Origin of the sequence: Klebsiella sp. C239, from assembly GCF_048822715.1 — a bacterium.
Lineage (GTDB): Bacteria > Pseudomonadota > Gammaproteobacteria > Enterobacterales > Enterobacteriaceae > Klebsiella > Klebsiella quasipneumoniae.
This window is the reverse complement of sequence record NZ_JBMEZK010000006.1, coordinates 302,496-324,442: the sequence shown is the minus strand read 5'-3', so window position 1 is coordinate 324,442 and position 21,947 is coordinate 302,496. Positions and strand designations below refer to the sequence as shown.

General features: G+C 54.0%; 23 protein-coding genes. 12 read left to right on the top strand and 11 right to left on the bottom strand.

Annotated features, from left to right (window positions below; genetic code table 11):
* Window positions 1-47 precede the first annotated feature (47 nt).
* Window positions 48-911, bottom strand: a complete 864-nt coding sequence (locus ACOI6Z_RS18130) for a YicC/YloC family endoribonuclease (protein WP_064154920.1) — start codon at window positions 909-911, stop codon at window positions 48-50.
* A gap of 622 nt (window positions 912-1,533) precedes the next feature.
* Here ACOI6Z_RS18130 and ACOI6Z_RS18125 point away from each other — a divergent pair.
* From ACOI6Z_RS18125 to pyrE, 6 genes are all read left to right on the top strand, one after another.
* A complete protein-coding gene (locus tag ACOI6Z_RS18125) occupies window positions 1,534-3,234 on the top strand; it encodes a lysophospholipid acyltransferase family protein (RefSeq protein WP_420687472.1) in 1,701 nt (566 codons plus the stop codon).
* A gap of 89 nt (window positions 3,235-3,323) precedes the next feature.
* Complete coding sequence (locus tag ACOI6Z_RS18120) at window positions 3,324-4,289, top strand: HlyD family secretion protein (protein WP_048298568.1); 966 nt, start codon at window positions 3,324-3,326, stop codon at window positions 4,287-4,289.
* The gene (locus tag ACOI6Z_RS18115) at window positions 4,282-5,199 is read left to right on the top strand and encodes an ABC transporter ATP-binding protein (RefSeq protein ID WP_023291370.1); all 918 of its coding nucleotides are present in this window, start codon (window positions 4,282-4,284) and stop codon (window positions 5,197-5,199) included. Before ACOI6Z_RS18120 ends, ACOI6Z_RS18115 begins: the two co-directional genes overlap by 8 nt.
* Window positions 5,186-6,325: an ABC transporter permease gene (locus ACOI6Z_RS18110; protein ID WP_023291369.1), complete on the top strand. Its 1,140-nt coding sequence runs from the start codon at window positions 5,186-5,188 to the stop codon at window positions 6,323-6,325. Before ACOI6Z_RS18115 ends, ACOI6Z_RS18110 begins: the two co-directional genes overlap by 14 nt.
* A gap of 96 nt (window positions 6,326-6,421) precedes the next feature.
* Window positions 6,422-7,138 (top strand): ribonuclease PH, encoded by a 717-nt coding sequence (gene rph / locus ACOI6Z_RS18105; RefSeq protein WP_023319338.1) that lies wholly within the window; start codon window positions 6,422-6,424, stop codon window positions 7,136-7,138.
* Window positions 7,139-7,203: 65 nt separating this feature from the next.
* Window positions 7,204-7,845 (top strand): orotate phosphoribosyltransferase, encoded by a 642-nt coding sequence (gene pyrE / locus ACOI6Z_RS18100; RefSeq protein ID WP_004205073.1) that lies wholly within the window; start codon window positions 7,204-7,206, stop codon window positions 7,843-7,845.
* Window positions 7,846-7,890: 45 nt separating this feature from the next.
* Here pyrE and slmA read toward each other — a convergent pair whose 3' ends face one another.
* The 3 genes from slmA to coaBC form a co-directional block, all read right to left on the bottom strand.
* Window positions 7,891-8,487 carry a nucleoid occlusion factor SlmA gene (gene slmA / locus ACOI6Z_RS18095; RefSeq protein WP_004205072.1) on the bottom strand — a complete coding sequence of 199 codons (597 nt, stop codon included), beginning with the start codon at window positions 8,485-8,487 and terminating at the stop codon, window positions 7,891-7,893.
* A gap of 124 nt (window positions 8,488-8,611) precedes the next feature.
* Entirely contained in the window at window positions 8,612-9,070 is a 459-nt protein-coding gene (gene dut, locus ACOI6Z_RS18090; RefSeq protein ID WP_004145270.1) for a dUTP diphosphatase, read from the bottom strand.
* Window positions 9,048-10,262: a bifunctional phosphopantothenoylcysteine decarboxylase/phosphopantothenate--cysteine ligase CoaBC gene (coaBC, locus tag ACOI6Z_RS18085; protein WP_044525069.1), complete on the bottom strand. Its 1,215-nt coding sequence runs from the start codon at window positions 10,260-10,262 to the stop codon at window positions 9,048-9,050. Before coaBC ends, dut begins: the two co-directional genes overlap by 23 nt.
* A 172-nt stretch (window positions 10,263-10,434) precedes the next feature.
* On the opposite strand from coaBC, the gene radC reads away from it, so the two are divergent.
* The 4 genes from radC to mutM all read left to right on the top strand — a co-directional run bounded on the left by radC (window position 10,435) and on the right by mutM (window position 12,686).
* Complete coding sequence (gene radC / locus ACOI6Z_RS18080) at window positions 10,435-11,100, top strand: RadC family protein (RefSeq protein ID WP_017900054.1); 666 nt, start codon at window positions 10,435-10,437, stop codon at window positions 11,098-11,100.
* A gap of 216 nt (window positions 11,101-11,316) precedes the next feature.
* Window positions 11,317-11,553, top strand: a complete 237-nt coding sequence (gene rpmB, locus ACOI6Z_RS18075; RefSeq protein WP_000091955.1) for a 50S ribosomal protein L28 — start codon at window positions 11,317-11,319, stop codon at window positions 11,551-11,553.
* A gap of 20 nt (window positions 11,554-11,573) precedes the next feature.
* Window positions 11,574-11,741: a 50S ribosomal protein L33 gene (rpmG, locus tag ACOI6Z_RS18070; RefSeq protein WP_002922510.1), complete on the top strand. Its 168-nt coding sequence runs from the start codon at window positions 11,574-11,576 to the stop codon at window positions 11,739-11,741.
* A gap of 135 nt (window positions 11,742-11,876) precedes the next feature.
* A complete protein-coding gene (mutM, locus tag ACOI6Z_RS18065) occupies window positions 11,877-12,686 on the top strand; it encodes a bifunctional DNA-formamidopyrimidine glycosylase/DNA-(apurinic or apyrimidinic site) lyase (protein ID WP_032454367.1) in 810 nt (269 codons plus the stop codon).
* Between the two features lie 123 nt (window positions 12,687-12,809).
* Here mutM and coaD read toward each other — a convergent pair whose 3' ends face one another.
* The 7 genes from coaD to rfaQ all read right to left on the bottom strand — a co-directional run bounded on the left by coaD (window position 12,810) and on the right by rfaQ (window position 19,744).
* Window positions 12,810-13,289, bottom strand: a complete 480-nt coding sequence (gene coaD / locus ACOI6Z_RS18060) for a pantetheine-phosphate adenylyltransferase (RefSeq protein ID WP_004205067.1) — start codon at window positions 13,287-13,289, stop codon at window positions 12,810-12,812.
* Window positions 13,286-14,062, bottom strand: a complete 777-nt coding sequence (locus ACOI6Z_RS18055; RefSeq protein WP_049013039.1) for a glycosyltransferase family 2 protein — start codon at window positions 14,060-14,062, stop codon at window positions 13,286-13,288. Before ACOI6Z_RS18055 ends, coaD begins: the two co-directional genes overlap by 4 nt.
* Window positions 14,062-15,336 (bottom strand): lipid IV(A) 3-deoxy-D-manno-octulosonic acid transferase, encoded by a 1,275-nt coding sequence (waaA, locus tag ACOI6Z_RS18050; RefSeq protein WP_004205065.1) that lies wholly within the window; start codon window positions 15,334-15,336, stop codon window positions 14,062-14,064. The genes ACOI6Z_RS18055 and waaA overlap by 1 nt, the downstream gene beginning before the upstream one ends.
* 91 nt (window positions 15,337-15,427) lie before the next feature.
* The gene (locus ACOI6Z_RS18045) at window positions 15,428-16,417 is read right to left on the bottom strand and encodes a glycosyltransferase (protein ID WP_049013042.1); all 990 of its coding nucleotides are present in this window, start codon (window positions 16,415-16,417) and stop codon (window positions 15,428-15,430) included.
* 29 nt (window positions 16,418-16,446) lie between these two features.
* Window positions 16,447-17,541, bottom strand: coding sequence for a glycosyltransferase (locus ACOI6Z_RS18040; RefSeq protein ID WP_065812618.1), 1,095 nt, complete (start codon window positions 17,539-17,541; stop codon window positions 16,447-16,449).
* A 2-nt stretch (window positions 17,542-17,543) separates the two neighbouring features.
* On the bottom strand, window positions 17,544-18,671 hold the full coding sequence (locus tag ACOI6Z_RS18035; protein WP_023291363.1) for a glycosyltransferase family 4 protein: 1,128 nt from the start codon (window positions 18,669-18,671) through the stop codon (window positions 17,544-17,546).
* Entirely contained in the window at window positions 18,668-19,744 is a 1,077-nt protein-coding gene (gene rfaQ / locus ACOI6Z_RS18030; protein ID WP_050533484.1) for a putative lipopolysaccharide heptosyltransferase III, read from the bottom strand. The genes ACOI6Z_RS18035 and rfaQ overlap by 4 nt, the downstream gene beginning before the upstream one ends.
* Window positions 19,745-19,855: 111 nt before the next feature.
* Here rfaQ and ACOI6Z_RS18025 point away from each other — a divergent pair, with 111 nt between their 5' ends.
* Both ACOI6Z_RS18025 and ACOI6Z_RS18020 read left to right on the top strand, forming a co-directional pair.
* Window positions 19,856-20,818, top strand: a complete 963-nt coding sequence (locus tag ACOI6Z_RS18025; protein WP_023291361.1) for a polysaccharide deacetylase family protein — start codon at window positions 19,856-19,858, stop codon at window positions 20,816-20,818.
* Between the two features lie 18 nt (window positions 20,819-20,836).
* Window positions 20,837-21,916, top strand: a complete 1,080-nt coding sequence (locus tag ACOI6Z_RS18020; protein WP_044525046.1) for a glycosyltransferase family 9 protein — start codon at window positions 20,837-20,839, stop codon at window positions 21,914-21,916.
* Window positions 21,917-21,947 lie beyond the last annotated feature (31 nt).

Sequence of the window (21,947 nt, the reverse complement as noted above, 5' to 3'; positions counted from 1 at the left end):
TGAATGAAAAAAGGCCGGTAAACCGGCCTTCAGAAAGGTATCTGAGATTACTCGATATTCTGGATCTGCTCGCGCATTTGCTCGATCAGCACTTTCAGCTCAATCGCAGAGTTGGTGACCTCGGCATTGATCGATTTTGACGCCAGGGTGTTCGACTCACGGTTGAACTCTTGCATCATAAAGTCGAGACGGCGACCCACAGCCTCTTTCTTTTTCAGAATGTTGTAGGTCTCTTTTACGTGGGCTTCGAGGCGGTCCAGCTCTTCGGCAACGTCGATACGCTGCGCCATCAGCACCAGCTCTTGCTCGAGACGGTTATTCTCCAGCTGCACTTCCGCATCTTCCAGCTTGGCGACCAGACGCTCGCGCTGCCACTGGAGAATTTCCGGCATATGAGCGCGAACTTTCGCCACTTCGCCGCTCACGCCTTCAAGACGCTGCTCGATAAGCGCTTTCAGCGCCTGGCCTTCCGTTTCGCGAGCGACGATGAAGTCATCCAGCGCGCCGTCAAGGGCTGCCAGAATGTCGGCGGCGATGGCGTCAAGATCCTGTTCTTTGGCGGCCATCACGCCCGGCCAGCGCAGGATATCAACCGGATTGATTTCCCCTTCATCGCTCTGCATTTTTACCCAGTTGGCGGCGTTAACCAGCTGTTTAGCTAGCTTTTCGTTGAGAATCAGTTCGCCCTGAGCGCTGGGGTCTTGTTCAAAACGCAGGGTGCATTCGACTTTACCGCGAGTCAGGCGGGCGCGAATGCGCTCGCGTACCACGGGCTCCAGGCTACGGAACTGCTCCGGCAGGCGGAAGTACGTTTCCAGATAGCGCTGGTTTACCGAGCGCAGCTCCCATGCGGCGCTACCCCAGTCACCCTTGGTTTCACGGCGGGCATAGGCGGTCATACTGCGGATCATAGACGTTCCTGTTTTCGTAATAATGAATGCAAGGATTATAGCTATGCCGGCGGTGACTTAACAGGAATAGTGATGAAATACTTCAAGACTGATTTTTTAAGGGACATAGCTTCGCTGTATTTAATGCGATTACTTTGCTTAGTGAAATGTATCCTTTTATAGCGGATAGGAAATAAGCTTTGATTCTTTCGCGGCTTAAGCATCATTATGCTGTTAATTTTTATCAAATGAATTCTGTCTATTCGCAGTAAAGCTATCTCTCCCTGCTTTCAGGCAGAATAAAAAAGAGTGAAAAACCGTAGGCCTATTTTTATTATTGAATGTGAGTATGATCATCCACATGTTTTGTATCGTCTTAAAGCTATATCGTGGTATTTTTTACAAAGTATAACCGCCAAAAATGTTATGGGGTATTACCTTTAACTATTATGTATGCTTTTTCTGAATTCAATATGACAAAAGTATTAATATCTCTGTTGGGTGCATTCTCTTCATGAATATAATCAATTTAATTATATTTATTTGTTTTGTAATGGCAATGATTTAACTTTATGTAGTATTGTCCGGCAGCAAGATCGCGAGTATAGTCATTTTAGATGAGTTCTATAAAAAGGATTTTAATATGGACACTATCTTTGATAAAGTCATTAGAGAATTTTTCCCAAATACAAATATACCCTTTTGGAAAAAATGGCTTTTCAGGTCCGCCTTCGGCAATAAGAAATTTACTCGCATAATATATAACGATCGGTTAGTTAATCAAAGTGGAGTCGAATGGGTTAATTCGGTCGTCGATCTCCTTGAATTGCAATGTGCAACCGAACAGCATCAATTTAATAACATACCCGAAAATGGGGCAGCGGTTGTTATTTCAAATCATCCAACAGTCATCGATGGTCTTGCTTTAATACATACGGTCTCCCGGGTGAGGAAAGATATAAAAATAATTGCCAACCACATTTTGCCAATTATATTTCCACAGGTGGCAGAACTGACCATTGGTATTGAAAATATGGCCGGTAAGATGAGCCATAAAAAATTTAGAGAGATGAACAATCATCTGCGAGAGGGAGGCGTATTAATTATATGTCCAGCGGGTAAACTGGCTAACTGGTCTCTTTCAGGTTTACAGGAGCATAAGTGGAACCCCGGTTTTTTACAGCTGGCGATGAGAAATAATGCGGCGCTGGTGCCTATTCATATTACGGGTAAAAACAGTAACGTTTATTATCTTACTGCAACGATCTGGCGGCAACTGTCAAATATAATGGTTATTCGTGAAGCTCTCCGCCATCGTGGAAAGACCATGGGAATCAATATCGGACAGCAAATAACCTTATCTTCATTGCAAAAATACAATGAAGATCTTTCTGCAGCAGCTAATGTATGTTTGATGCACCTCCAGAGCATAGGGAAGAATGGAGCAGCTCTTGTCGATACGATTTCGCCACAAGGACTAAAAGAAGATAGAGAGGATTTAATAAGTGCGATAGATGAGTGCGAAATATTAAGACAGTTTGATGATGGAAGAAAATTATTGATTTATCGCTGCAATACTGGCCGTTTCTCACCAATTATTGATGAGTTAGGACGCTTACGCGAACGCTGTTATCGCGATATTGGTTCAGGGTCCGGTAAAGATAGAGATAATGATATTTTTGATGAAAGTTATTATCACATTTTATTGTGGGATCCTGCTGAAACAGAAATTCTGGGGGCGTACCGTCTCGTTCCTGTTGGCGAGCAACTCGCCCGCCATGGAATAGCTGGCCTCTATAGTAATAGCTTATTTAAATATCATGATAGCGCCTATTTGTGCTTAGAGCAGTGTGTAGAAATAGGTCGTGGCTTTATCCAGAAACCTTATCAAAAAGGTAATGTTCTTGATTATTTATGGCAAGGTATATTCGATTTTATAAAAAGATACCCCAACTATAAATATTTATTAGGTGTGTTGACTATCCCAGGATCTTTTCCTGAAGAGGTACAGAAACTGATTGTGAGTTTTTATAATATGTACTTTCCCACCACGACTGATTTTTGTACACCAATAGCCCTGTTCACGGTAGAAACTACACAAAGCGATAGTCCTTTTAGCGGAAACGATTTTAGCGAAGACTGGAGTATGTTAAATCATCTTCTGAGAGAAAAAGGTTATAAGCTGCCCTGGCCTTTTAAACAGACTGCTAAATGGTTCTCACCAGGTGGATCGTCGATTATTTCATTTACTAAAGATGAGGCTTTTAACTCGATAGCTGGGTTAAATCTGAGCGCTATTGATAAATTGAATGAAATATACGTTAAACATTATTTAAAAGACTGAGTTGACGATGACTAACGGGTACTGGAGTAATAATGCTTTAATCCAGCCGTCAGTAATAAGGGAAATGATATGCGTATGGATACGTTTTAATGCAAAAGTCAGTAACTAAATGCTTTGTCATGATTTCGATGCTAGTACTCTCGGGATGTGATAACAAACCGGATAACATGCTATCCGGTTATTCACATGGTGAATTTGTATACCTTTCTTATTCTGGTAATGAAAAAATAGAACGAATCTTCATTAATAAGGGCGATAATGTCATTCCAGGACAGGAGTTAGTGAAGATTGACTCCTTCGATGCACAAAATATTTTCCTGCGTGCTGAAGAAAAACTTTCAGCTGAGAGCGCAGTGTTACGAAATCTGAAATCGGGAGAGCGGCCAGAAGAGCTGGATATTATACGGTCACAGCTAAAAAAAGCCCAATCGGCAGAATCACAGGTAAAGCGGCAGCTTGGGCGATATCGTCATCTTTATGCCAACCATGCCATATCGCGGGCGGAATGGGAGGATATCAGGGATGAGTTAACGCAAAAAGGCGCACAGGTTGAAGAGTTAATTAATCAACTCAAGGCACGGCAACTACCGGCCCGTCAGGATGAGATTAGCCAACAGCTCTCGATGGTGGCCGCGGCAAAACTCGAACGTGATAAAGCGCTTCGGGATGTTCAGCAAACGACGATTGTATCTCCAATAAATGCCAAAGTTTTTGATATTATATATCGTGTTGGGGAGCGTCCTTCAGCCGGCAGACCAATAATCAGTCTGTTACCACCTGAGAATATAAAAGTACGCTTCTTTATACCCGAGGCGATGCTCGGTAAATTTAATATCGGGACGAAGGTAAGACTTTTATGCGACGGTTGTGCAGAACCTATTCCTGGCGTTATTAATTATATCAGTCCTGAAGCAGAGTTTACGCCCCCGGTTATTTACAGTACGAAACGCCGTGAAAAACTTATTTTTATGGCCGAGGCGATCCCTGTCCTGGAGCAGGCTGAACGGATGAAAATCGGTCAGCCGTTTGATGTGGAGATTATTGGCAATGAATAATCTTTGTATTGATGTGAAAAATCTCAATAAACATTTTGGCGAACATCATGTCGTAAAGGATTTCTCATTACAGGTGGCAAAAGGCGAGATTTATGGTTTTCTTGGTCCGAACGGTAGCGGAAAAACGACATCGATACGGATGATGTGCGGTTTGATTACGCCCGATTCAGGTGAAGGTTTTTGTCTGGGTATGGACATCTTCACTCAGCGGGAAAAAATAAAACAAAAGATAGGCTACATGACTCAGTATTTCTCGATGTGGGGAAATTTAACTATTCGGGAAAACTTATATTTTATTGCACGATTATATGGCCTTGACCAGCGTAAGGCCCGGGTTGAGGATGCGCTTACAGAATTAGGTCTTACTTCCCGGCAGCACCAGCTGGCTAAGGAACTTTCTGGCGGCTGGAAGCAAAGAATGGCCCTCGCCGCCTGCATGTTGCATGAACCTGTTTTGCTGTTTCTGGATGAACCGACCGCTGGCGTGGATCCAAAAGCGCGACGGGAGTTCTGGCAAATGCTGCATCAGCTCTCTGACAAAGGGATCTCAATACTGGTGAGTACGCATTATATGGACGAGGCAGAGCGCTGCCATAAAGTTGCTTACCTCTCTTATGGTCGGCTACTGGCGAATGGCACTATTGCATCGATTATCGCTTCGCAGAACCTTATTACCGTGAGAACCAGCGGCGCTGGGCTGACGGTGCTTGAAAGCCAGCTCCAGCGCTTGCCGGATATTGAACAAACGGTCATTTTTGGCAATCAGCTTTATGTTACTTCCAGAGATGAAGCGAAGTTAGCATCCGCGCTATTTGCTTTTAAACAACAGGGTTATGAGTTCTGCCAGGTCGATACCAATCTGGAAGACGCATTTACCTATCTGATGAAAAACAATTGTGAAAAAAATTAATTTAAACTTCTCTCTAATCCGCTGGTTCGGTGTGGTTATTAAGGAGATCCACGAATTACGTCGTGATAAAGTCAGTATCAGCATGGTACTCCTTACCCCTATTTTTCAGCTGATCATTCTTGGCTATGCGATAAATATGGACCCGCATCATCTTCCTACCGCATTACTGAATTACGATAGCGAACGCATGAGTCAGGTTTTTGTGACAGGAGCGCAAAATACCGGATATTTTTCGATGATACCTGTCGATTCTGAAGAGGCAGCTCAGAAAGCATTTGTTCGAGGTGATGTCACTTTTATCGTAACGATCCCCGAGGGGTTTACGCGCAAGATGCTGCGTGGAGAAAAACCTCAGCTGCTTATTCAGGGGGATGCTATCGATCCGATGACCACGGGAAATGCGTTAAGTGCTCTGGTGCAGGTTGCGAAATCGATGTTTCAGCAAGACTTGCCGGGTGAAATGCGTGTAGAGCAAAAAGAGGATGATTTTGAGCTTATTATCCATCGCATGTTTAACCCGGAGGGGATTACCCAGTTTAATACGATTCCCGGTATTATGGGGTCGATACTCAGTACAACCTTGATCCTGATGACCGCTCTGTCGATTACTCGTGAGAGAGAAAACGGTGCGTTAGAAAATTTACTGGTTTCTCCTTTGACCGGGCTTGAGGTCATTGTTGGTAAGATAACACCTTTTGTTATCATTGGCCTGTTTCAGGCGACGTTAATTCTGATTGCCGCCGTTCTGTTATTTGATATTCCTCTTCATGGCAGCGTTTTCCTGCTTTTTTTAGTGTTGTTGATTTATGTCTTCCTCTGCCTGTCAATCGGCATTGGTATTTCTGGCATAGCGCAAAACCAACTGCAGGCGCTGCAAATGTCGTCATTTTATTTTATCCCTTCCATTATGCTGTCTGGCTTTATCAGTCCTTTTATTAGTATGCCCGACTGGGCGAAAGCCATTGGCTCCTGTTTGCCGCTGACCTACTTCATCCGGTTGGTAAAGGGCATTATGCTGAAAGGGTATTCTGCGACGGCATTATTACCCGATCTGTTGCCGCTGATTGGCCTGGCGGTGATAGTGATCGGCGTAGGGTTGAAATCTTATCGGAAAACGCTGGACTGACATTATGTGCGCGCCCGGCAGGTGTTGGCATAGGCTTTTCGCCATGAAATTCGTATAATGCGGCCTTACATTCGTTTCAAGCCGGAGATTTCTATCATGCGTCCAGCAGGTCGTAGCGCCAACCAGGTGCGCCCCGTTACCCTGACCCGTAATTACACAAAACACGCTGAAGGCTCTGTGCTGGTTGAATTCGGTGATACCAAAGTGCTGTGCACCGCCTCCATTGACGAAGGCGTACCGCGTTTCCTGAAAGGACAGGGACAGGGGTGGATCACCGCTGAATATGGCATGCTGCCGCGTTCAACGCACACGCGTAACGCGCGTGAAGCGGCAAAAGGCAAACAGGGCGGCCGGACGATGGAAATTCAGCGCCTGATCGCCCGTGCGCTGCGCGCGGCGGTTGATCTGAAAGCGCTGGGCGAGTTTACCATCACCCTCGACTGCGATGTGCTGCAGGCCGACGGCGGCACCCGCACCGCGTCTATTACCGGTGCCTGCGTGGCGCTGGCCGACGCGCTGAATAAGCTGGTGGCGGCCGGCAAGCTGAAAACTAACCCGATGAAAGGGATGGTGGCGGCGGTCTCTGTTGGGATCGTTAATGGCGAAGCCATCTGCGATCTGGAGTACATCGAAGACTCTGCCGCGGAAACCGATATGAACGTGGTGATGACCGAAGATGGTCGCATCATCGAGGTGCAGGGTACGGCAGAAGGCGAGCCGTTCACCCATGAAGAGCTCCTCACTCTCCTGGCGTTAGCCCGAGGGGGGATCGAATCCATTATTACGACGCAGAAGGCGGCGTTAGCAGATTAGTTTTTAAGGCGACTGAGAAGTCGCCTTTTTTTTGACCGTAAAAAAGTAAGATGAGGAGCGAATCCATGAAGCCGTATCAGCGCCAGTTTATTGAGTTTGCGCTTAGCAAGCAGGTTCTTAAGTTTGGCGAGTTCACGCTGAAATCCGGGCGTAAGAGCCCCTATTTCTTTAACGCCGGCCTGTTTAACACCGGGCGCGATCTGGCTCTTCTGGGCCGTTTTTATGCCGAGGCGCTGGTGGATTCCGGGATTGAGTTCGACCTGCTGTTTGGCCCGGCCTACAAAGGGATCCCGATTGCCACCACCACCGCGGTGGCGTTAGCCGAACACCATGACCGCGACCTGCCTTACTGCTTTAACCGTAAAGAGGCAAAGACTCACGGCGAAGGCGGCAATCTGGTCGGTAGTCCACTGCAGGGCCGGGTCATGCTGGTGGATGATGTGATCACCGCCGGTACGGCGATTCGCGAATCCATGGAGATCATCCAGGCCAACGGCGCGCAGCTGGCGGGTGTGCTGATCTCCCTGGATCGTCAGGAGCGCGGCCGCGGCGAAATCTCCGCCATTCAGGAAGTGGAGCGGGATTACGGCTGCCAGGTTATCTCGATCGTCACCCTGAAAGAGCTGATCGCTTACCTGGAAGAGAAACCGGAGATGGCGGAACACCTGGCGGCAGTTCGCGCTTATCGCGAAGCCTACGGCGTGTAACGAAAATGCCCGGTAAGCAGAGCGCTACCGGGCAATGCAAAAAAACTACTGCAGCTGTGCGGCGACCAGCGGCCAGCGGGCGTCGAAATCATCCGTCGGACGGTATTTGAACTCGCTGCGCACAAAGCGCGACAGCATGCCCTCGCAGAAGGCCAGCAGCTGGCTGGCCAGCAGCGTTTCGTCGAGAGTGTAGCCTTCGCCTTCGCGCATTTTTTTCTCGCGCATCACCTGACGCAGCTGCACTTCGATGCGTTCAAAAAGCTGGTTGATACGGCCCTGCAGCCGATCCTGTTCGAACATCAGCGCGTGTCCGGTGAGGATGCGCGTCAGCCCAGGATTACGCTCGCCAAACCCAAGAATCAACAGAACAATCAGGCGCAGGCGCGCGGATGTGTCCTTCTCATCTTTCAGAATCAAATTGATGCGCGTAATCAGACTGTCTTCAATGAACTCGATCAGGCTGTCAAACATGCGGGTTTTGCTGGGAAAATGGCGATACAGCGCGGCTTCAGAAACGCCGACGGAAGCCGCCAGTTTCGCGGTGGTAATACGTTGGCTACCATCGCTGGATTCCAGCATTAGCGCCAGAGATTGAAGTATTTCTTCGCGACGATTCCGTTTCGCAGTTTGCTTTTCTGCCATGTTTTAAAATACCCCTGAAAATAAGCACTTGTCAGGCAGACATCCACAACGCGACCGCAAACCAGAGTTTGCGGTGATGTTATTGCATTATGCGCGTTGGGATGCAGATTCCGTGTTGCTGGGCTTATTTACGCCCTGAGTGACCGAAGCCGCCTTCGCCGCGGTCGGTGGCATCGAAAGATTCCACCAGGTTAAATTCCGCCTGCACGACCGGCACAAAGACCATCTGCGCGATACGTTCGCCCGGCTCGATAATAAAGCTCTGCTGACCGCGGTTCCAGACGGACACCATCAGTTGCCCCTGGTAATCGGAGTCGATAAGGCCCACCAGGTTGCCCAGCACCACGCCGTGCTTATGACCCAGGCCCGAGCGCGGCAGGATCACCGCCGCCAGAGAGGGATCGGCGATATGAATCGCAAGGCCGGTCGGCAACAGCGTGGTTGCGCCCGGCGCCAGCTCTACGGCGTCGTCGAGACAGGCTCGCAGGTCAAGTCCGGCGGAGCCGGAGGTGGCATAGGTCGGCAGCGGAAATTGCTGGCCGACACGCGGGTCCAGAATCTTAACGTCGATTTTTTTCATCATAACGGGTCACGATCTCGTCGAGTAATAATTGGCCCAGGAGTTCCTTGCGCTCAAGTGGTAAGCGCTTTTCCCCATCCTGCCAGAAAAGGTGTAATGCGTTGCTATCGCTGTTAAATCCCTGATTAGGCTGGGAAACATCGTTGGCGCAAATCAGGTCGAGGTTTTTGCGGGCACGTTTTTGCCGCGCATATTCTTCCACATTATTCGTTTCGGCGGCAAACCCAACGACGTAGGGGCGATGCGATTTTAGCGCTGCAACCCCGGCGACGATATCCGGGTTTTTAACCATTTTTATTGTTAATTCATCACCTTGTTTTTTTATTTTATCTTCGGCGATGGCGGCGGCGCGGTAATCCGCCACCGCGGCGCAGCCAATAAAAATGTGCTGCTGCTGAGCGCTGGCCTGGACGGCCGCTTCCATTTCCAGCGCGGTAGTGACATCAATGCGCTGCACAAAGGGCGGTGTCGGTAGCGATACCGGTCCGCTGACCAGGGTCACGTTCGCGCCGCGCTGTGCGGCGGCGGCGGCAATCGCGAAGCCCATCTTACCGGAGCTGTGGTTTGAGATGTAACGCACCGGATCCAACGGCTCACGGGTCGGGCCCGCGGTAATCATGAGGTTGAGATGTTGCAAATCTTTGACAGGGGAAGCGAAATGCTGTGCGGCCATCTCCACGATGGTTAACGGATCGAGCATTCGCCCCGGGCCGACGTCGCCGCAGGCCTGGCTACCGCTGTCCGGTCCCCACAGCAGCAGGCCGCGGGAAGCGAGCGTCTGCAGATTATGCTGGGTGGCCTGCGCGCGATACATCTGCTGGTTCATGGCGGGCAAGACGGCAACCGGGGAAGGGGTGGCGAGACAGATCGTCGACACCAAATCATTGGCCATGCCTGCCGCCACGCGGGCGATCAAATCGGCGGTCGCCGGGGCGAGGATCACCAGGTCGGCCCATTTTCCGAGCTCAATATGGCCCATGGCCGCTTCCGCCGCCGGATCGAGCAGGCTGTCGGAAACCGGATAGCCGGATACCGCCTGCAGGCTGAGTGGGGTGATGAACGCTTTTGCCGCCTCCGTCATTGCGACACGCACTTCCGCGCCGCGTTCACGTAGTCGCCGTACCAGTTCCGGGGTTTTATACGCCGCGATACCGCCGCTGACGCCCAGGACGATTTTTTTACCCGCCAGAGTCATCATGATGTATTCCTGTTGCCGTAGACCAGAATCCGCGCATCTTATCACAATCCTGCCGCCGTCGTGCCTCTGACGGGCATTCACTTTGCGAGCGGCTACGCAGGGTGAAAAGCGGCGGGTCGGCAGCGTCGTCAGGTTGTGCCAGGATAGGCTGATTCACGCAGGAGGGCGCATGGACGGAACGGAAAATCTGATGCCACGGGAGAAGATGCTGCAATTCGGCATCGAGGCGCTGACGGACGTTGAGCTACTGGCGCTGTTTCTGCGCATTGGCACACGCCGTCAGGATGTGCTGAGCTACGCCCAGGCGTTATTGCAGCGCTTTGGTTCGCTCTACGCTCTGCTTTCCGCTGATAAAGCGCAACTGGTTGCCGTTGACGGGCTGGGGCTGGCGAAATATGCGCAACTGAAGGGGATTGCCGAGCTGGCGCGGCGCTATTTTAGCTCGCAGCTGGTTGAGGAGGCCGCGCTGGTCACCCCCTCAATGACGCGGGAATTTTTGCAAAGCCAGCTGACGGAAGAGGAGCGCGAGATCTTTATGGTGATCTTTTTAGATAATCAGAACCGCGTGTTGAAACATAGCCGCCTTTTTTCTGGTACTCTTAGCCACGTTGAGGTGCATCCGCGAGAAATTGTACGCGAAGCCATCAAAGTGAACGCCGCCGCCGTGATCCTTGCGCATAATCATCCCTCCGGTAGTCCGGAGCCGAGTCAGGCTGACAGGCTGATTACCGAAAGGGTGGTAAAGTGTTGTCGATTCATGGAGATACGCGTGCTTGACCATCTGGTTATCGGCCGCGGTGCGTATGTATCTTTTGCCGAACGTGGCTGGATTTAGCCCCGAACTGGCGATCCTTCGGGATCTTTGTCTGTTCGGGACTTGAGCACATCGCCGAGTCAGCGTATACTACGCCACCTTTGAGAATCTCGGGTTTGGCATTTGGGCCTGGCAGTCGAGAGTTCACATTGAACTGCGATGACCAGGCTGTAAAGCCTGACGAGGCGCCAATACCCCATACGAAGCTCGAGCTAATTTGATTTTTGGAGAATAGACATGTCCCGAGTCTGCCAAGTTACTGGCAAGCGTCCGGTGACCGGTAACAACCGTTCCCACGCACTGAACGCGACTAAACGCCGTTTCCTGCCGAACCTGCACTCTCACCGTTTCTGGGTTGAGAGCGAGAAGCGTTTTGTCACCCTGCGCGTATCTGCTAAAGGTATGCGTGTAATCGATAAGAAAGGCATCGATACAGTTCTGGCTGAACTGCGTGCCCGTGGCGAAAAGTACTAAGTACTTAGAGGAAATAAATCATGGCTAAAGGTATTCGTGAGAAAATCAAGCTGGTTTCTTCCGCTGGTACTGGTCACTTCTACACCACCACGAAGAACAAACGTACCAAACCGGAAAAAATGGAACTGAAAAAGTACGATCCGGTTGTACGTCAGCACGTTATCTACAAAGAAGCTAAAATCAAATAATTTTAGCCTCCTTGTATAAAAACCCCGCTCCGGCGGGGTTTTTTGTTTTTAAAACTCCCCCATATTGCTTTCACACACTCCCTTTTCAGCCACCTGTCCGTGAAGCACAATACGCCGGGTAAATGGAGGAAAATCATGCCTGAATTACCAGAGGTTGAAACCAGCCGCCGCGGCATTGAGCCGCACCTGGTTGGCGCAACCATTCTGCACGCCGTCGTGCGCAACGGACGGCTGCGCTGGCCGGTTTCTGAAGAGATTTATCGCCTGAGCGACGTTCCGGTGCTCAGCGTGCGTCGTCGCGCCAAATACCTGCTTCTGGAACTCCCGAACGGCTGGATCATTGTCCATCTCGGGATGTCGGGAAGCCTGCGCATCCTGAGCGAAGAGCTGCCTGCGGAAAAACACGATCACGTTGATCTGGTTATGAGTAACGGTAAAGTCCTGCGCTATACCGATCCGCGCCGCTTTGGCGCCTGGCTGTGGACCAAAGAGCTGGAAGGCCACCCGGTGCTGGCGCATCTGGGGCCGGAGCCGCTGAGCGACGCCTTCAACGCCGATTATCTCCAGCAGAAATGCGCGAAGAAGAAAACCGCGATCAAACCCTGGCTGATGGATAACAAGCTGGTGGTGGGCGTCGGCAATATCTACGCCAGTGAATCGCTGTTCTCCGCCGGGATCCACCCTGACAGGCTGGCGTCCTCACTGTCGCGAGACGAGTGCGAGCAGCTGGTGAAGGTGATTAAGCTGGTCCTGCTGCGTTCGATAGAGCAGGGCGGCACCACGCTGAAGGACTTCCTGCAAAGCGATGGCAAGCCCGGCTATTTTGCCCAGGAGCTACAGGTCTATGGCCGCAAGGGCGAACCCTGCCGGATCTGCGGCACGCCGGTTGTCGGGACCAAGCATGCCCAGCGGGCGACCTTTTATTGCCGCCAGTGTCAGAAATAGTCACCGGAACAGGAATGATTGTCGGCCAGGTCAGCGGACCTGCGGGCGCGCATCTGGTGGGCCGGGGACGTTTGTAGGCCAGGTAAGCGCAGCGCCAGCCTGGCTCATGCCCCAGCAGATGCGTTACTTCAGCTTATTCAACAGCGCCTGGTGGACGTTGGCTGGCAGGAAGTGAGAGACATCGCCCTGGTGGCGCGCGACTTCTTTGACCAGCGAAGAGGAGATAAACGACCACTCTTTGCACGGCATCAGGAACACGCTCTCAAGGGTGGGCATCAAATGGCGGTTCATATGGGCCAACTGCATCTCATATTCGAAATCCGCCACCGCCCGCAGGCCGCGGATCAGGATATTGGCCTGCTGCGCGCGCGCGAAGCTGGCCATCAGGTCGCTGAAGCCGACCACCTGAACATTCACCAGGTGGGCCGTCGCCTGCTCCGCCAGCGCAATACGTTCATCAAGGCTGAACATCGGCTTTTTACTCGGGCTGGCGGCGATAGCCAGCACCACTTTATCGAACATACTCGCCGCGCGGGTGACGATATCGATATGGCCATTGGTGATGGGATCGAAGGTACCCGGATAGATCGCTTTTGTGCTCATGATGACTCTTTCTCCGAGTAGCCGTGGCTCAGCGCCCACAGCTCGGTATATTTCGTAAACGTATACTGCGCGTTGACCATCGCCAGTAACCAGCCCTGCTTACCGTCCAGCACCCCACCGCGCAGCAGCAGCGTTTTCAGGAACGCGCCCAGCGTGTGGCTGAATATCCCCGTCATCGAGGTCTTCTTGCCCTTCCGGTGGCGTTCTAGCGCCCATGCGGCGGCATACGCCAGCTGTTTTTGCTGAAAGCCAGCGAAGTCGCGGCACGTCAGATGCAGGAGATCGCCGGTCAACGGAATGACCTCGGCGCCCAGGCTATCCAGCGATTCATGGACCAGATTATCGTTATAGCGGTAACGGGCGCGTTCGTACAGGCGCAGGACACGATCGGGGTACCAACCGCTGTGGCGCATAAAGCGTCCGAGAAAATAGTTACGGCGGGCGATGCTGTAGATGGCGCCGCGCTGCGGGGCTGCCAGGACCGTAAGAATAGCCTGTCTGAGTTCCGGCGTGACGCGCTCATCGGTATCGATCATCAACACCCAGTCGCCGGTGGCGTAGTCCTGCGCGCGCTGGCGCTGAATGCCATAGCCTCGCCAGTCGGTATGGGTATAGACCTGCGCCCCGAGGCGGCGAGCCAGCTCGACGGTGCCGTCGGTACTGCCGGAGTCGAGGACGATAATTTCATCCGCCCAGCTAACGGAGTCCAGACAATCCGGCAGCAGGTCCGCTGCGTTTTTGGCGATCATCACCACGGAAAGCCGGTTCGACATTAATGACTCCGCTGCGGCAGGTAAGGTTGCAGTAACTGTAGCAGACGCGACAGCGCGCCCTGGTTCTGGTGCAGCACTTCCACCGCGTGACGGCCATACCACAGGCGGTAGTCTTCATCGGTCAGCAGCGTGGAAACCTCTTTGACCAGCGAGTTAGCGTCGGTGACGGTGATCAGGCCATCGTCCTGCTGCAGCTTGGCGCAGATATCTTTGAAATTGAAGGTATGCGGCCCCATCAGCACCGGAATGGCGTGCGCCGCCGGCTCGAGCGGATTATGGCCGCCGCGCTCCACCAGGCTGCCGCCGACGAAAGCGAGGTCGGCAATGCCGTAGAGCAGCATCAGTTCGCCCATGGTATCGCCAATGACCACCTGGGTACTGGAGGAGGGGATCTCGCCGGTGCTGCGCAGAGTGAAGCTCATTCCGGCTTTTTGCACCATGTCGCGGGCGTCAGGGAAGCGCTCCGGATGGCGAGGAACAAGGATCAGCAGCAGGTTCGGAAAGGTCTCCAGCAGCTTTTTATGCGCCTGGAGGATAATTTGCTCTTCGCCATCGTGGGTGCTGGTGGCAATCCAGACTTTGCGGTGCGGCGCCCATTGCCGGCGCAGCGTCACCGCGCGGGCCGCCAGCTCTGGCGTGACGGAAATATCGAATTTCAGGCTGCCGGTGACCGCCAGCTGGTTGCGCTTCAGTCCCAGCGCGAGGAAGCGGTTGCCATCTTCTTCATTCTGCGCGGCGATAAGCGTAATACGGCTCAACAGGCGGCGCATAAAGCCGCCCAGCTTGGCATAGCCTTTGGCGGAACGTTCGGACAGGCGGGCGTTGGCAATCACCAGCGGGATCTTACGCTTATGCAGCGCGGCTACCATATTCGGCCACAGTTCGGTCTCCATGACGATCACCAGCTTCGGCTGAACGGTGTCCAGGAAGCGGTTCATGGCGCCGGGCAGATCGTAGGGCAGATAGACGTGATGGACATCTTTGCCGAAGGCCGACATGGCGCGCTCGGAGCCGGTTGGCGTCATGGTGGTGACGGTGATCGGCAGAGAAGGGTAGCGGTGGCGCAGGGCGCGAACCAGCGGGATGGCGGCTAAGGTCTCGCCGACGGAAACGGAGTGCAGCAGAATGCCATCCGGCTCTACCTTGTTCTGACAGAAGCCATAGCGTTCCGCCCAGCGTTTACGGTAGGCAGGAGCCTTACGACTGCGCAGCAGCAGCCGCAGCCACACCAGCGGCTGAATAAGGTAAAGTAGGGTGGTATAAAGCAATTCCAAACTATTTATCCGTTCTCTGTTTTGGCGGGCAAATTCTAAGCATTTAGCCCGCGTAAAGCTATCTCTTTGGCGGAAACAGCGGGTTTTTGGTCTATCCCGCGTGGCGATAACGCTTAATACGCAGATAACGGCGTCCCAGGCGCCAGCGTAAACGGAAAGTACAGGCGTTTTTCCAGATTAACCGCCAGATACCGCGGTCGAAGAATTCTTTAATGATAACATGCTTTTTCGACTCATCTTTCATACTGTCGAAGGTGTGGATGATCCCCAGGCCTTCTTTGGCGATCTGCCAGCGACAGGCGGCGATATGGCGCACTTTGTCCGGGTAACGCTGGTTGATCGCCTCCAGCATCTCCAGAATTTTCATGTAATGGCGCGCCGAACGCATCAGCGTGTCGTCGTTGTCCGGCTTATGCGACACCGACTCAGAGTGGATGTAGTAATCATAGAATTGCTGACTGGTGTACTGCACGCGCTCCGCGGCCAGCAGCGCCTCTGTGGTCCACGGGATATCCTGATGGCGCAGGCCGGGCTCGAAATGGAAGTGATGCTGGCGGATAAAATCGTGGCGATAGATATTGAGCCAGGTGACGTGCAGAAATTTCCGCGAATCCAGGGCCTGCTTGAGCCAGACATGCCCCGGCAACACACCGGTCGAGGGCAAGCGGTCCAGCGGAAAGATCGGGTGGCTCTCGCGGCCCTTTTCGTACACGTAGGTGCCGTTGCAGGTGGCGATATCGAGATGTGCTTTCTCCGCCATCTCCAGCAGCGTGCGATACATGCCCGGATAGAGTTTATCGTCGATGTCCGGAAACGCGAGATACTTGCCGCTGGCAACCGCCAGGCCGGTATTGCGCGCGACCGAGACGCCCTGGTTTTCCTGCTCCAGCACCTGGACGTTCTGCAGCCGATCCCGCCATTCGGCGATCACCGCCAGGCTGTTGTCCGTCGACCCATCGTTCACCAGGATCAGTTCATAGCTGTCCAGCTGCTGCTGTTCAATGCACTCAAAGAATTGCGCAAGAAATTTCTCACCGTTGTAGACGGCAGCCACGATGCTCAGTAAAGGCGTTTGACTCATAAATCTTCGATCCTGGTTAACTAACGGCGTCAGATGCGCTGCAGCTGACGGTACTGCTGACAAATGGACACGACGCTGAATTTTTCCAGCGCGGCATCGTCGATGGCCGGCGGGTTATGGTAAATGCTTTGCATCGTCTGAGCCAGCGCCGGACTGGTGAGATCCGCCAGACCGCGGGCAAGTTCGCCGGTGAGGATCTCGGTGACGCCGCCGGGGCAGCGGGTGCTGGCGACCGGGGTATGCAACAGCAGCGACTCCACCACCACATTGCCGAATCCTTCGCTATCCGAGCTCAAAACCAGCATCCGCGCGCCTTTGATCCACGGTAAGGGGTTTTCCTGAAAACCTTTGAACCACACCCGGTCGTCAATCTGCAGCGTTTTGGCCAGCTGGCGCAGGCGCTGCTCTTGCTCCGGTTTCCCCTGGCCTAACAGCACCAGCGGCGCGTCGATGCCGCTTTGCGCGTAGGCTTCGAGCAGGCGGTCGTGGCGTTTGCCGGGATGGAAGCGGCCGACGTGAATCAGGTAGTCGCCGTCCGGGCGCTCGCTGTCGGCTTCCGCCCCGGCGCGCAGGGCGGCGATATCGAAGGGGTTATAGATGGTTTTCAGCTGCGCCGGGCGCAGGGCGAAGGCTTCCACCAGATCGCGCCCCACGGCGTCGGAAACCGCCACCACGTTGCGCCCCTGGTAAATCCGCTTAATTTTCTGCTGCTTCATCCAGCGGTCAAAGCCGGTACGGTGACCAAGATAAGAGGCCGAGAAGACGCCGTGCAGGCAGAACCAGACGTTGCGCTCGCGCAGCGCCTGGCTGCGGGCGACGATGCGGTCGGTTTTGTGCAGGTTGGAGAGCACAAGGTCAAATTGTCCCTGCTGCTCGGCCCGGATGACCGCGGCGTCCAGCTGGCGGGCGCGGCGGGACAGCTCGGTCAGCTTGCGCCACGGTTTGCGGCAGCGATCGGCCACCACCTGGTAGTCGAGCCCCTCGGGCAATGGGTACTCGCAGACGTCGCGTAGCGAAATGAGCGAGACCCGATCGCCGTCGCGCAGGAACTGCGCCGCCAGGGTGAGAACCACTTTCTCCGCGCCGCCGCCGGGCAATCCGTCAATCACAAATAAGATGCGCATCGTTATTTCACCAGATCCTGATAAAGGGAAAGCAGCTGGGTTGAGAGGCGCTCGCTGGTGCAGGCCATGATGCGCTCGCGGGCGCGGTCGCCTTCCGCGGAGCCCAGCGCGCGGGCAGGCAGGGCCATCACCGCCTGCTGCAGCGCCGGGATATCCAGGGCGTCGCAGACGTAACCGTTGTGGCCGTTGACGATAAACTCCGCCCCGCCGCAGCCGGTGGTGGTGATCACCGGCAGACCGCAGGCCATTGCCTCAAGGATGACGTTGGGGAACGGATCGTAGAGGGTCGGCAGCAGCAGGCCATCGGCCATCTGATAGAACGGCAGCGTCTCCGACTGCATGCCGAAGAAGCGCACCCGCGCTTCGCAGCCGAGACTCTTCGCCAGCGCCTGATAGCGCGGCTGATCTTTATCTTTGCCAACCACCAGCAGATAGCGATCGGTCGGGGCGATGGCGCGGATCGCCGCCGCCAGCCCTTTACGCTCAAAGCCGGAGCCGACGTAAATCAGGCAGGTTGCCTGCAGCGGCAACTGCCATTTGGCGCGTAAGGCGGCAAAGGTTTCTTCGCCCGGCGGCAGGAAACGCTGGTTATCAATGGCGTTATAGATAACGTGGATCTTGTCCGCCGGCAGGCCAAAGTCTTCGATGATCTCGCGTTTGATCATCTCGGCGTTGCAGATCACTCCGCGCAGATGCGGGTCTTCGTACATCTCCCGTTCCGCTTGCATCACATAACGGTGGTAGCGGTCGGCGAACAGCAGGCGGCTTTTCCAGGCCGGTAAAATGCGCGAGCGCTGTTGCAGCCAGCGGCGATGAACGCCGTCGCCGGCGCGGTAGAGATCGCAGCCGGGAATACGCTCATGGCTCTGCACCAGGTCGAAAGATTCGCGCTGCCAGAGCGCCCGCGCGGCGTTGGCAAACCCGCGCTCGCGGCTGATGCGCCCCCATTTGCGCGGATTACAGATATGGATCTGCCAGTCCGGTTTCACCGGCCCCTGCCATTCGCGGGTGATGACGTTCAGCTGCAGATGACTGCTGTCGAGGGCTTCCAGCGCGCGGGAGACAAACCGTTCTGCGCCGCCGTCCGGGCGGTACTTCTGCCGCACCAGAGCCAGCCTGAATTTACTCATGCCAGTACCTTTTTCGCCGCCGCGATCACGGCGTCGGTAGGAATTAAATCGAGATAACGTTCGTCGGTGTTGGTGTTGATGGCGTCCGGGTCGGGCAGCGGACCGAAGTCGCCTGCCCAGATCACCTCGCCTTTCGCCTGCCATGGACGCCAGAAGGTCAGCTTCGAGGGGCCGAACAGGGCGACCAGCGGGGTGCCGAGAGCCGCAGCCATATGCATCGGCACCGAGTCGACGCCGATAAACAGCCGGGCGTGATCGATCACCGCCGCCAGCTGGCGCAGCGTTAACTGGCCGGCTAAAGAGTGCAGCCGCGCCTGCGGGCAGCCGGCGATGATGGTCTCCACCATCTTCTTCTCTCTATCGTCGGGGCCGGAGGTGAGTACCACCGCGTACCCTTCGGCGGACAGCGCGTTGATCAGCGCGCTCATCCGATCTTCGCGCCAGCATTTAAAGAACCAACGCGACGTTGGCTGGATGACGATGTAGTTATCCCGGAAGTCCTCCGGCAGCAGGGCGCGGCTGGTGGCCCAGTCTGCTTCGCTGTAGCCCATCCGCGCCGGGGCGTCGTTCAACTGGATACCGAGCGGAGCGAGGATAGAGAGATTCTGCTGGACCGTATGCAGCTGATTATGCTGTTGGGTGGCGGCCAGCGCGGTGTGGCAATAGCGCCAGAACGGGTGGCGACGCTTCGGAAAATCAAAGCCGATCCGCGTCGCGGCGCCGGTCAGTTTGCTGATAATCGCGCTCGGCCACTGGTCGGCAAGGTTGAGCACCATATCGTATCGCTGCTGGCGCAGCGTCTGAATGAGCTGCCATTGCATCTTCAGCTGATGCTTTTTCCCCTGCTTTTTCCAGCGGCGGTCGAGACCATAAATTTGGTGGATATCGGGGTTGGCGGCGAGCATATCCCGGGTCTCTTCATACAGCAGGACATCCACGCTGGCGGCGGGATACTGCTGTTTCAGCGCGTGAATAAGCGGGGTGATCAGCAGCATGTCGCCATGATGGCGCAGCTTAATGACCAGGATCCGCGCCGGGTTCAAGGGGCTGCGGGAGAGGGTTTCAGGCGTCATACTCTGTTCTTCATCCAGGATAAGGGTTCCGATTCTAGGGGATCAGACAGATTGAGAGAAGCGTTGTATTGCTCTACCATGACCCGATACGTATGGCCTGAGGACGTTTTCGTGCACAATCCCGCATTTCTCATCACGATTGATACAGAGGGCGATAACCTCTGGCAAAAACATGACAGCATCACCACCGAGAATGCGCGTTATCTCCCGCGTTTTCAGCAGCTTTGCGAAAAGTATGGCTTTAAACCGGTCTATTTGACCAATTATGAAATGGCCATCGATCCCTTTTATATCGAATTCGCCAGAGACGTGATTGCCCGCGGCACCGCGGAAGTCGGTATGCATCTGCATGCCTGGAACAGCCCGCCGACCGAGCCGCTGACCGCCGATGACTGGCGGCATAAGCCTTATCTCATTGAATACAGCGATGCCATGATGCGTGAGAAGGTCGACTATATGACGCGTCTGCTGGAGGACACCTTCCAGACCAAAATGGTTAGTCATCGCGCCGGGCGCTGGGCCTTTGACGAGCGCTATGCGCGTCTGCTGGTGGAGTACGGGTATCAGGTGGATTGCTCGGTGACCCCGCGGGTGAACTGGAAGACCGCCAAGGGGGCGCCGCAGGGCGATGGCGGGACCGATTATCGTCGCTTCCCGCAGCATGCCTATTTCCTCGATGAAAATGACATCAGCCGCGAGGGCCGCTCGCCGCTGCTGGAAGTGCCGATGAGCATTCAGTACAAGCACTCCGCGTGGATGAACAGCGTGAAGCAGGGCTACGACCGCCTGCGCGGCAAAGTGCGTTCCCCCTCCGTGCACTGGCTGCGTCCGATGGGCGGCAACGTGGAGACGATGAAAAAAGTCGTCGAACAAACGTTGACGCAGGGCAATGACTACGTGGAATATATGCTCCACTCTTCAGAATATATGCCCGGCGGCAGCCCCACGTTCCAGAATGAACGGGATATTGAGCGTTTATACGCTGACCTTGAAGCCTTTTTTAGCTGGCTGGCGCCGCAGGTGAAGGGCATGACGTTGGCAGAATATTACCAGCGGAAAATCACACAGCGCTAACACAGCTCAAGGTACCGTATGCGTATCCTTAAACAATTGACGCGGAAAAAGAACGCTTTTTTCCGCGGTATTAAATTTAATTTAATTAACTATCGATACAGAAATAAGCCGGCGCGCAAACCCTTCGACCCGGCCCCCGTGCGCCGCGTGCTGCTATTGCGCCTGGACGATAAAGTCGGCGATATGGTGGTGACCACCGGCTGCGCCAGAATACTGGCCGAACGGGGATATCAGGTTTCGGTGTTAACCGGACCAATATGCTGCGAAATATTAGCCGGCTCAGAATTCATTGAGCAAGTATATTTATATCGACCACGCATGTCCTTAAATACGTTACGGGCGGCGGGTTTTGATGCGGTTATCGATTTTGATGACGTGACCAGCTATGAACGCTTTAAATTACTCGCCGATTTACGGGCGACCAGCGTGATTGGCTTTAATAAAGAGCCCTATAAACTTTACGATCATTCGATCGCTTTTTTTGACAGCAACAGCCATATTTCCCTGCGCTATCAACAGGTGGTGAAGCTTTTTGGCGTCGTTGACGACCAGCCATACGACTATCATCTCCCCGGCTGTCGCCATGAGCGGGAGAAAGTGGCGCGCTTGCTTTCCCAGGCCGGAGAGGTCGCACTGCGCGTCGCCATTAACCCTTTTACCGCCTCCGAGGATAAAGACTTCTGTCGTCATCAGGTGGCGACCCTGGTCGAGCGGCTACATGCTCTGCCTTACCGGGTCTGTATCGTGATGGTGGGTCGCAGCGAGAAAATTCAGCAGCTGGGGCTGGATATGGCGCTATACGTCGCCGACAGCACCATCAACTCCGCCGTGGAGGTGATTCGCAGCTGTGATTTAGTCATTACGCCGGACACCTCGATTGTGCATATCGCCCGCGCCTTCGATAAACCGATGGTGGCTGTCTATAACAAACGCAAACTCAAGGATACCGGGCTGCCCGGCTATCATATCTGGGCGCCGGGCTATGACAAAGCGAGGCAGATCGTTTGTGAAGAAGCGAATGTCGCCGATGTGGCGATTGAGTCGGTATGGCCGGTGATTAAAGAGCAGGCCGACCGGCTGGTCGCCGCCCGCAGTTAATAGAAAAGTGAATATAAAAAAGGGCCGTCAG

Bases quoted from the DNA above. Each gene is read 5' to 3' on its own strand.
- ACOI6Z_RS18130 (WP_064154920.1), bottom strand. From the start codon at position 911: ATGATCCGCAGTATGACCGCCTATGCCCGCCGTGAAACCAAGGGTGAC.
- ACOI6Z_RS18125 (WP_420687472.1), top strand. From the start codon at position 1,534: ATGGACACTATCTTTGATAAAGTCATTAGAGAATTTTTCCCAAATACA.
- ACOI6Z_RS18120 (WP_048298568.1), top strand. From the start codon at position 3,324: ATGCAAAAGTCAGTAACTAAATGCTTTGTCATGATTTCGATGCTAGTA.
- ACOI6Z_RS18115 (WP_023291370.1), top strand. From the start codon at position 4,282: ATGAATAATCTTTGTATTGATGTGAAAAATCTCAATAAACATTTTGGC.
- rph (WP_023319338.1), top strand. From the start codon at position 6,422: ATGCGTCCAGCAGGTCGTAGCGCCAACCAGGTGCGCCCCGTTACCCTG.
- pyrE (WP_004205073.1), top strand. From the start codon at position 7,204: ATGAAGCCGTATCAGCGCCAGTTTATTGAGTTTGCGCTTAGCAAGCAG.
- slmA (WP_004205072.1), bottom strand. From the start codon at position 8,487: ATGGCAGAAAAGCAAACTGCGAAACGGAATCGTCGCGAAGAAATACTT.
- dut (WP_004145270.1), bottom strand. From the start codon at position 9,070: ATGATGAAAAAAATCGACGTTAAGATTCTGGACCCGCGTGTCGGCCAG.
- coaBC (WP_044525069.1), bottom strand. From the start codon at position 10,262: ATGACTCTGGCGGGTAAAAAAATCGTCCTGGGCGTCAGCGGCGGTATC.
- radC (WP_017900054.1), top strand. From the start codon at position 10,435: ATGGACGGAACGGAAAATCTGATGCCACGGGAGAAGATGCTGCAATTC.
- rpmB (WP_000091955.1), top strand. From the start codon at position 11,317: ATGTCCCGAGTCTGCCAAGTTACTGGCAAGCGTCCGGTGACCGGTAAC.
- rpmG (WP_002922510.1), top strand. From the start codon at position 11,574: ATGGCTAAAGGTATTCGTGAGAAAATCAAGCTGGTTTCTTCCGCTGGT.
- mutM (WP_032454367.1), top strand. From the start codon at position 11,877: ATGCCTGAATTACCAGAGGTTGAAACCAGCCGCCGCGGCATTGAGCCG.
- coaD (WP_004205067.1), bottom strand. From the start codon at position 13,289: ATGAGCACAAAAGCGATCTATCCGGGTACCTTCGATCCCATCACCAAT.
- ACOI6Z_RS18055 (WP_049013039.1), bottom strand. From the start codon at position 14,062: ATGTCGAACCGGCTTTCCGTGGTGATGATCGCCAAAAACGCAGCGGAC.
- ACOI6Z_RS18045 (WP_049013042.1), bottom strand. From the start codon at position 16,417: ATGAGTCAAACGCCTTTACTGAGCATCGTGGCTGCCGTCTACAACGGT.
- ACOI6Z_RS18040 (WP_065812618.1), bottom strand. From the start codon at position 17,541: ATGCGCATCTTATTTGTGATTGACGGATTGCCCGGCGGCGGCGCGGAG.
- ACOI6Z_RS18035 (WP_023291363.1), bottom strand. From the start codon at position 18,671: ATGAGTAAATTCAGGCTGGCTCTGGTGCGGCAGAAGTACCGCCCGGAC.
- rfaQ (WP_050533484.1), bottom strand. From the start codon at position 19,744: ATGACGCCTGAAACCCTCTCCCGCAGCCCCTTGAACCCGGCGCGGATC.
- ACOI6Z_RS18020 (WP_044525046.1), top strand. From the start codon at position 20,837: ATGCGTATCCTTAAACAATTGACGCGGAAAAAGAACGCTTTTTTCCGC.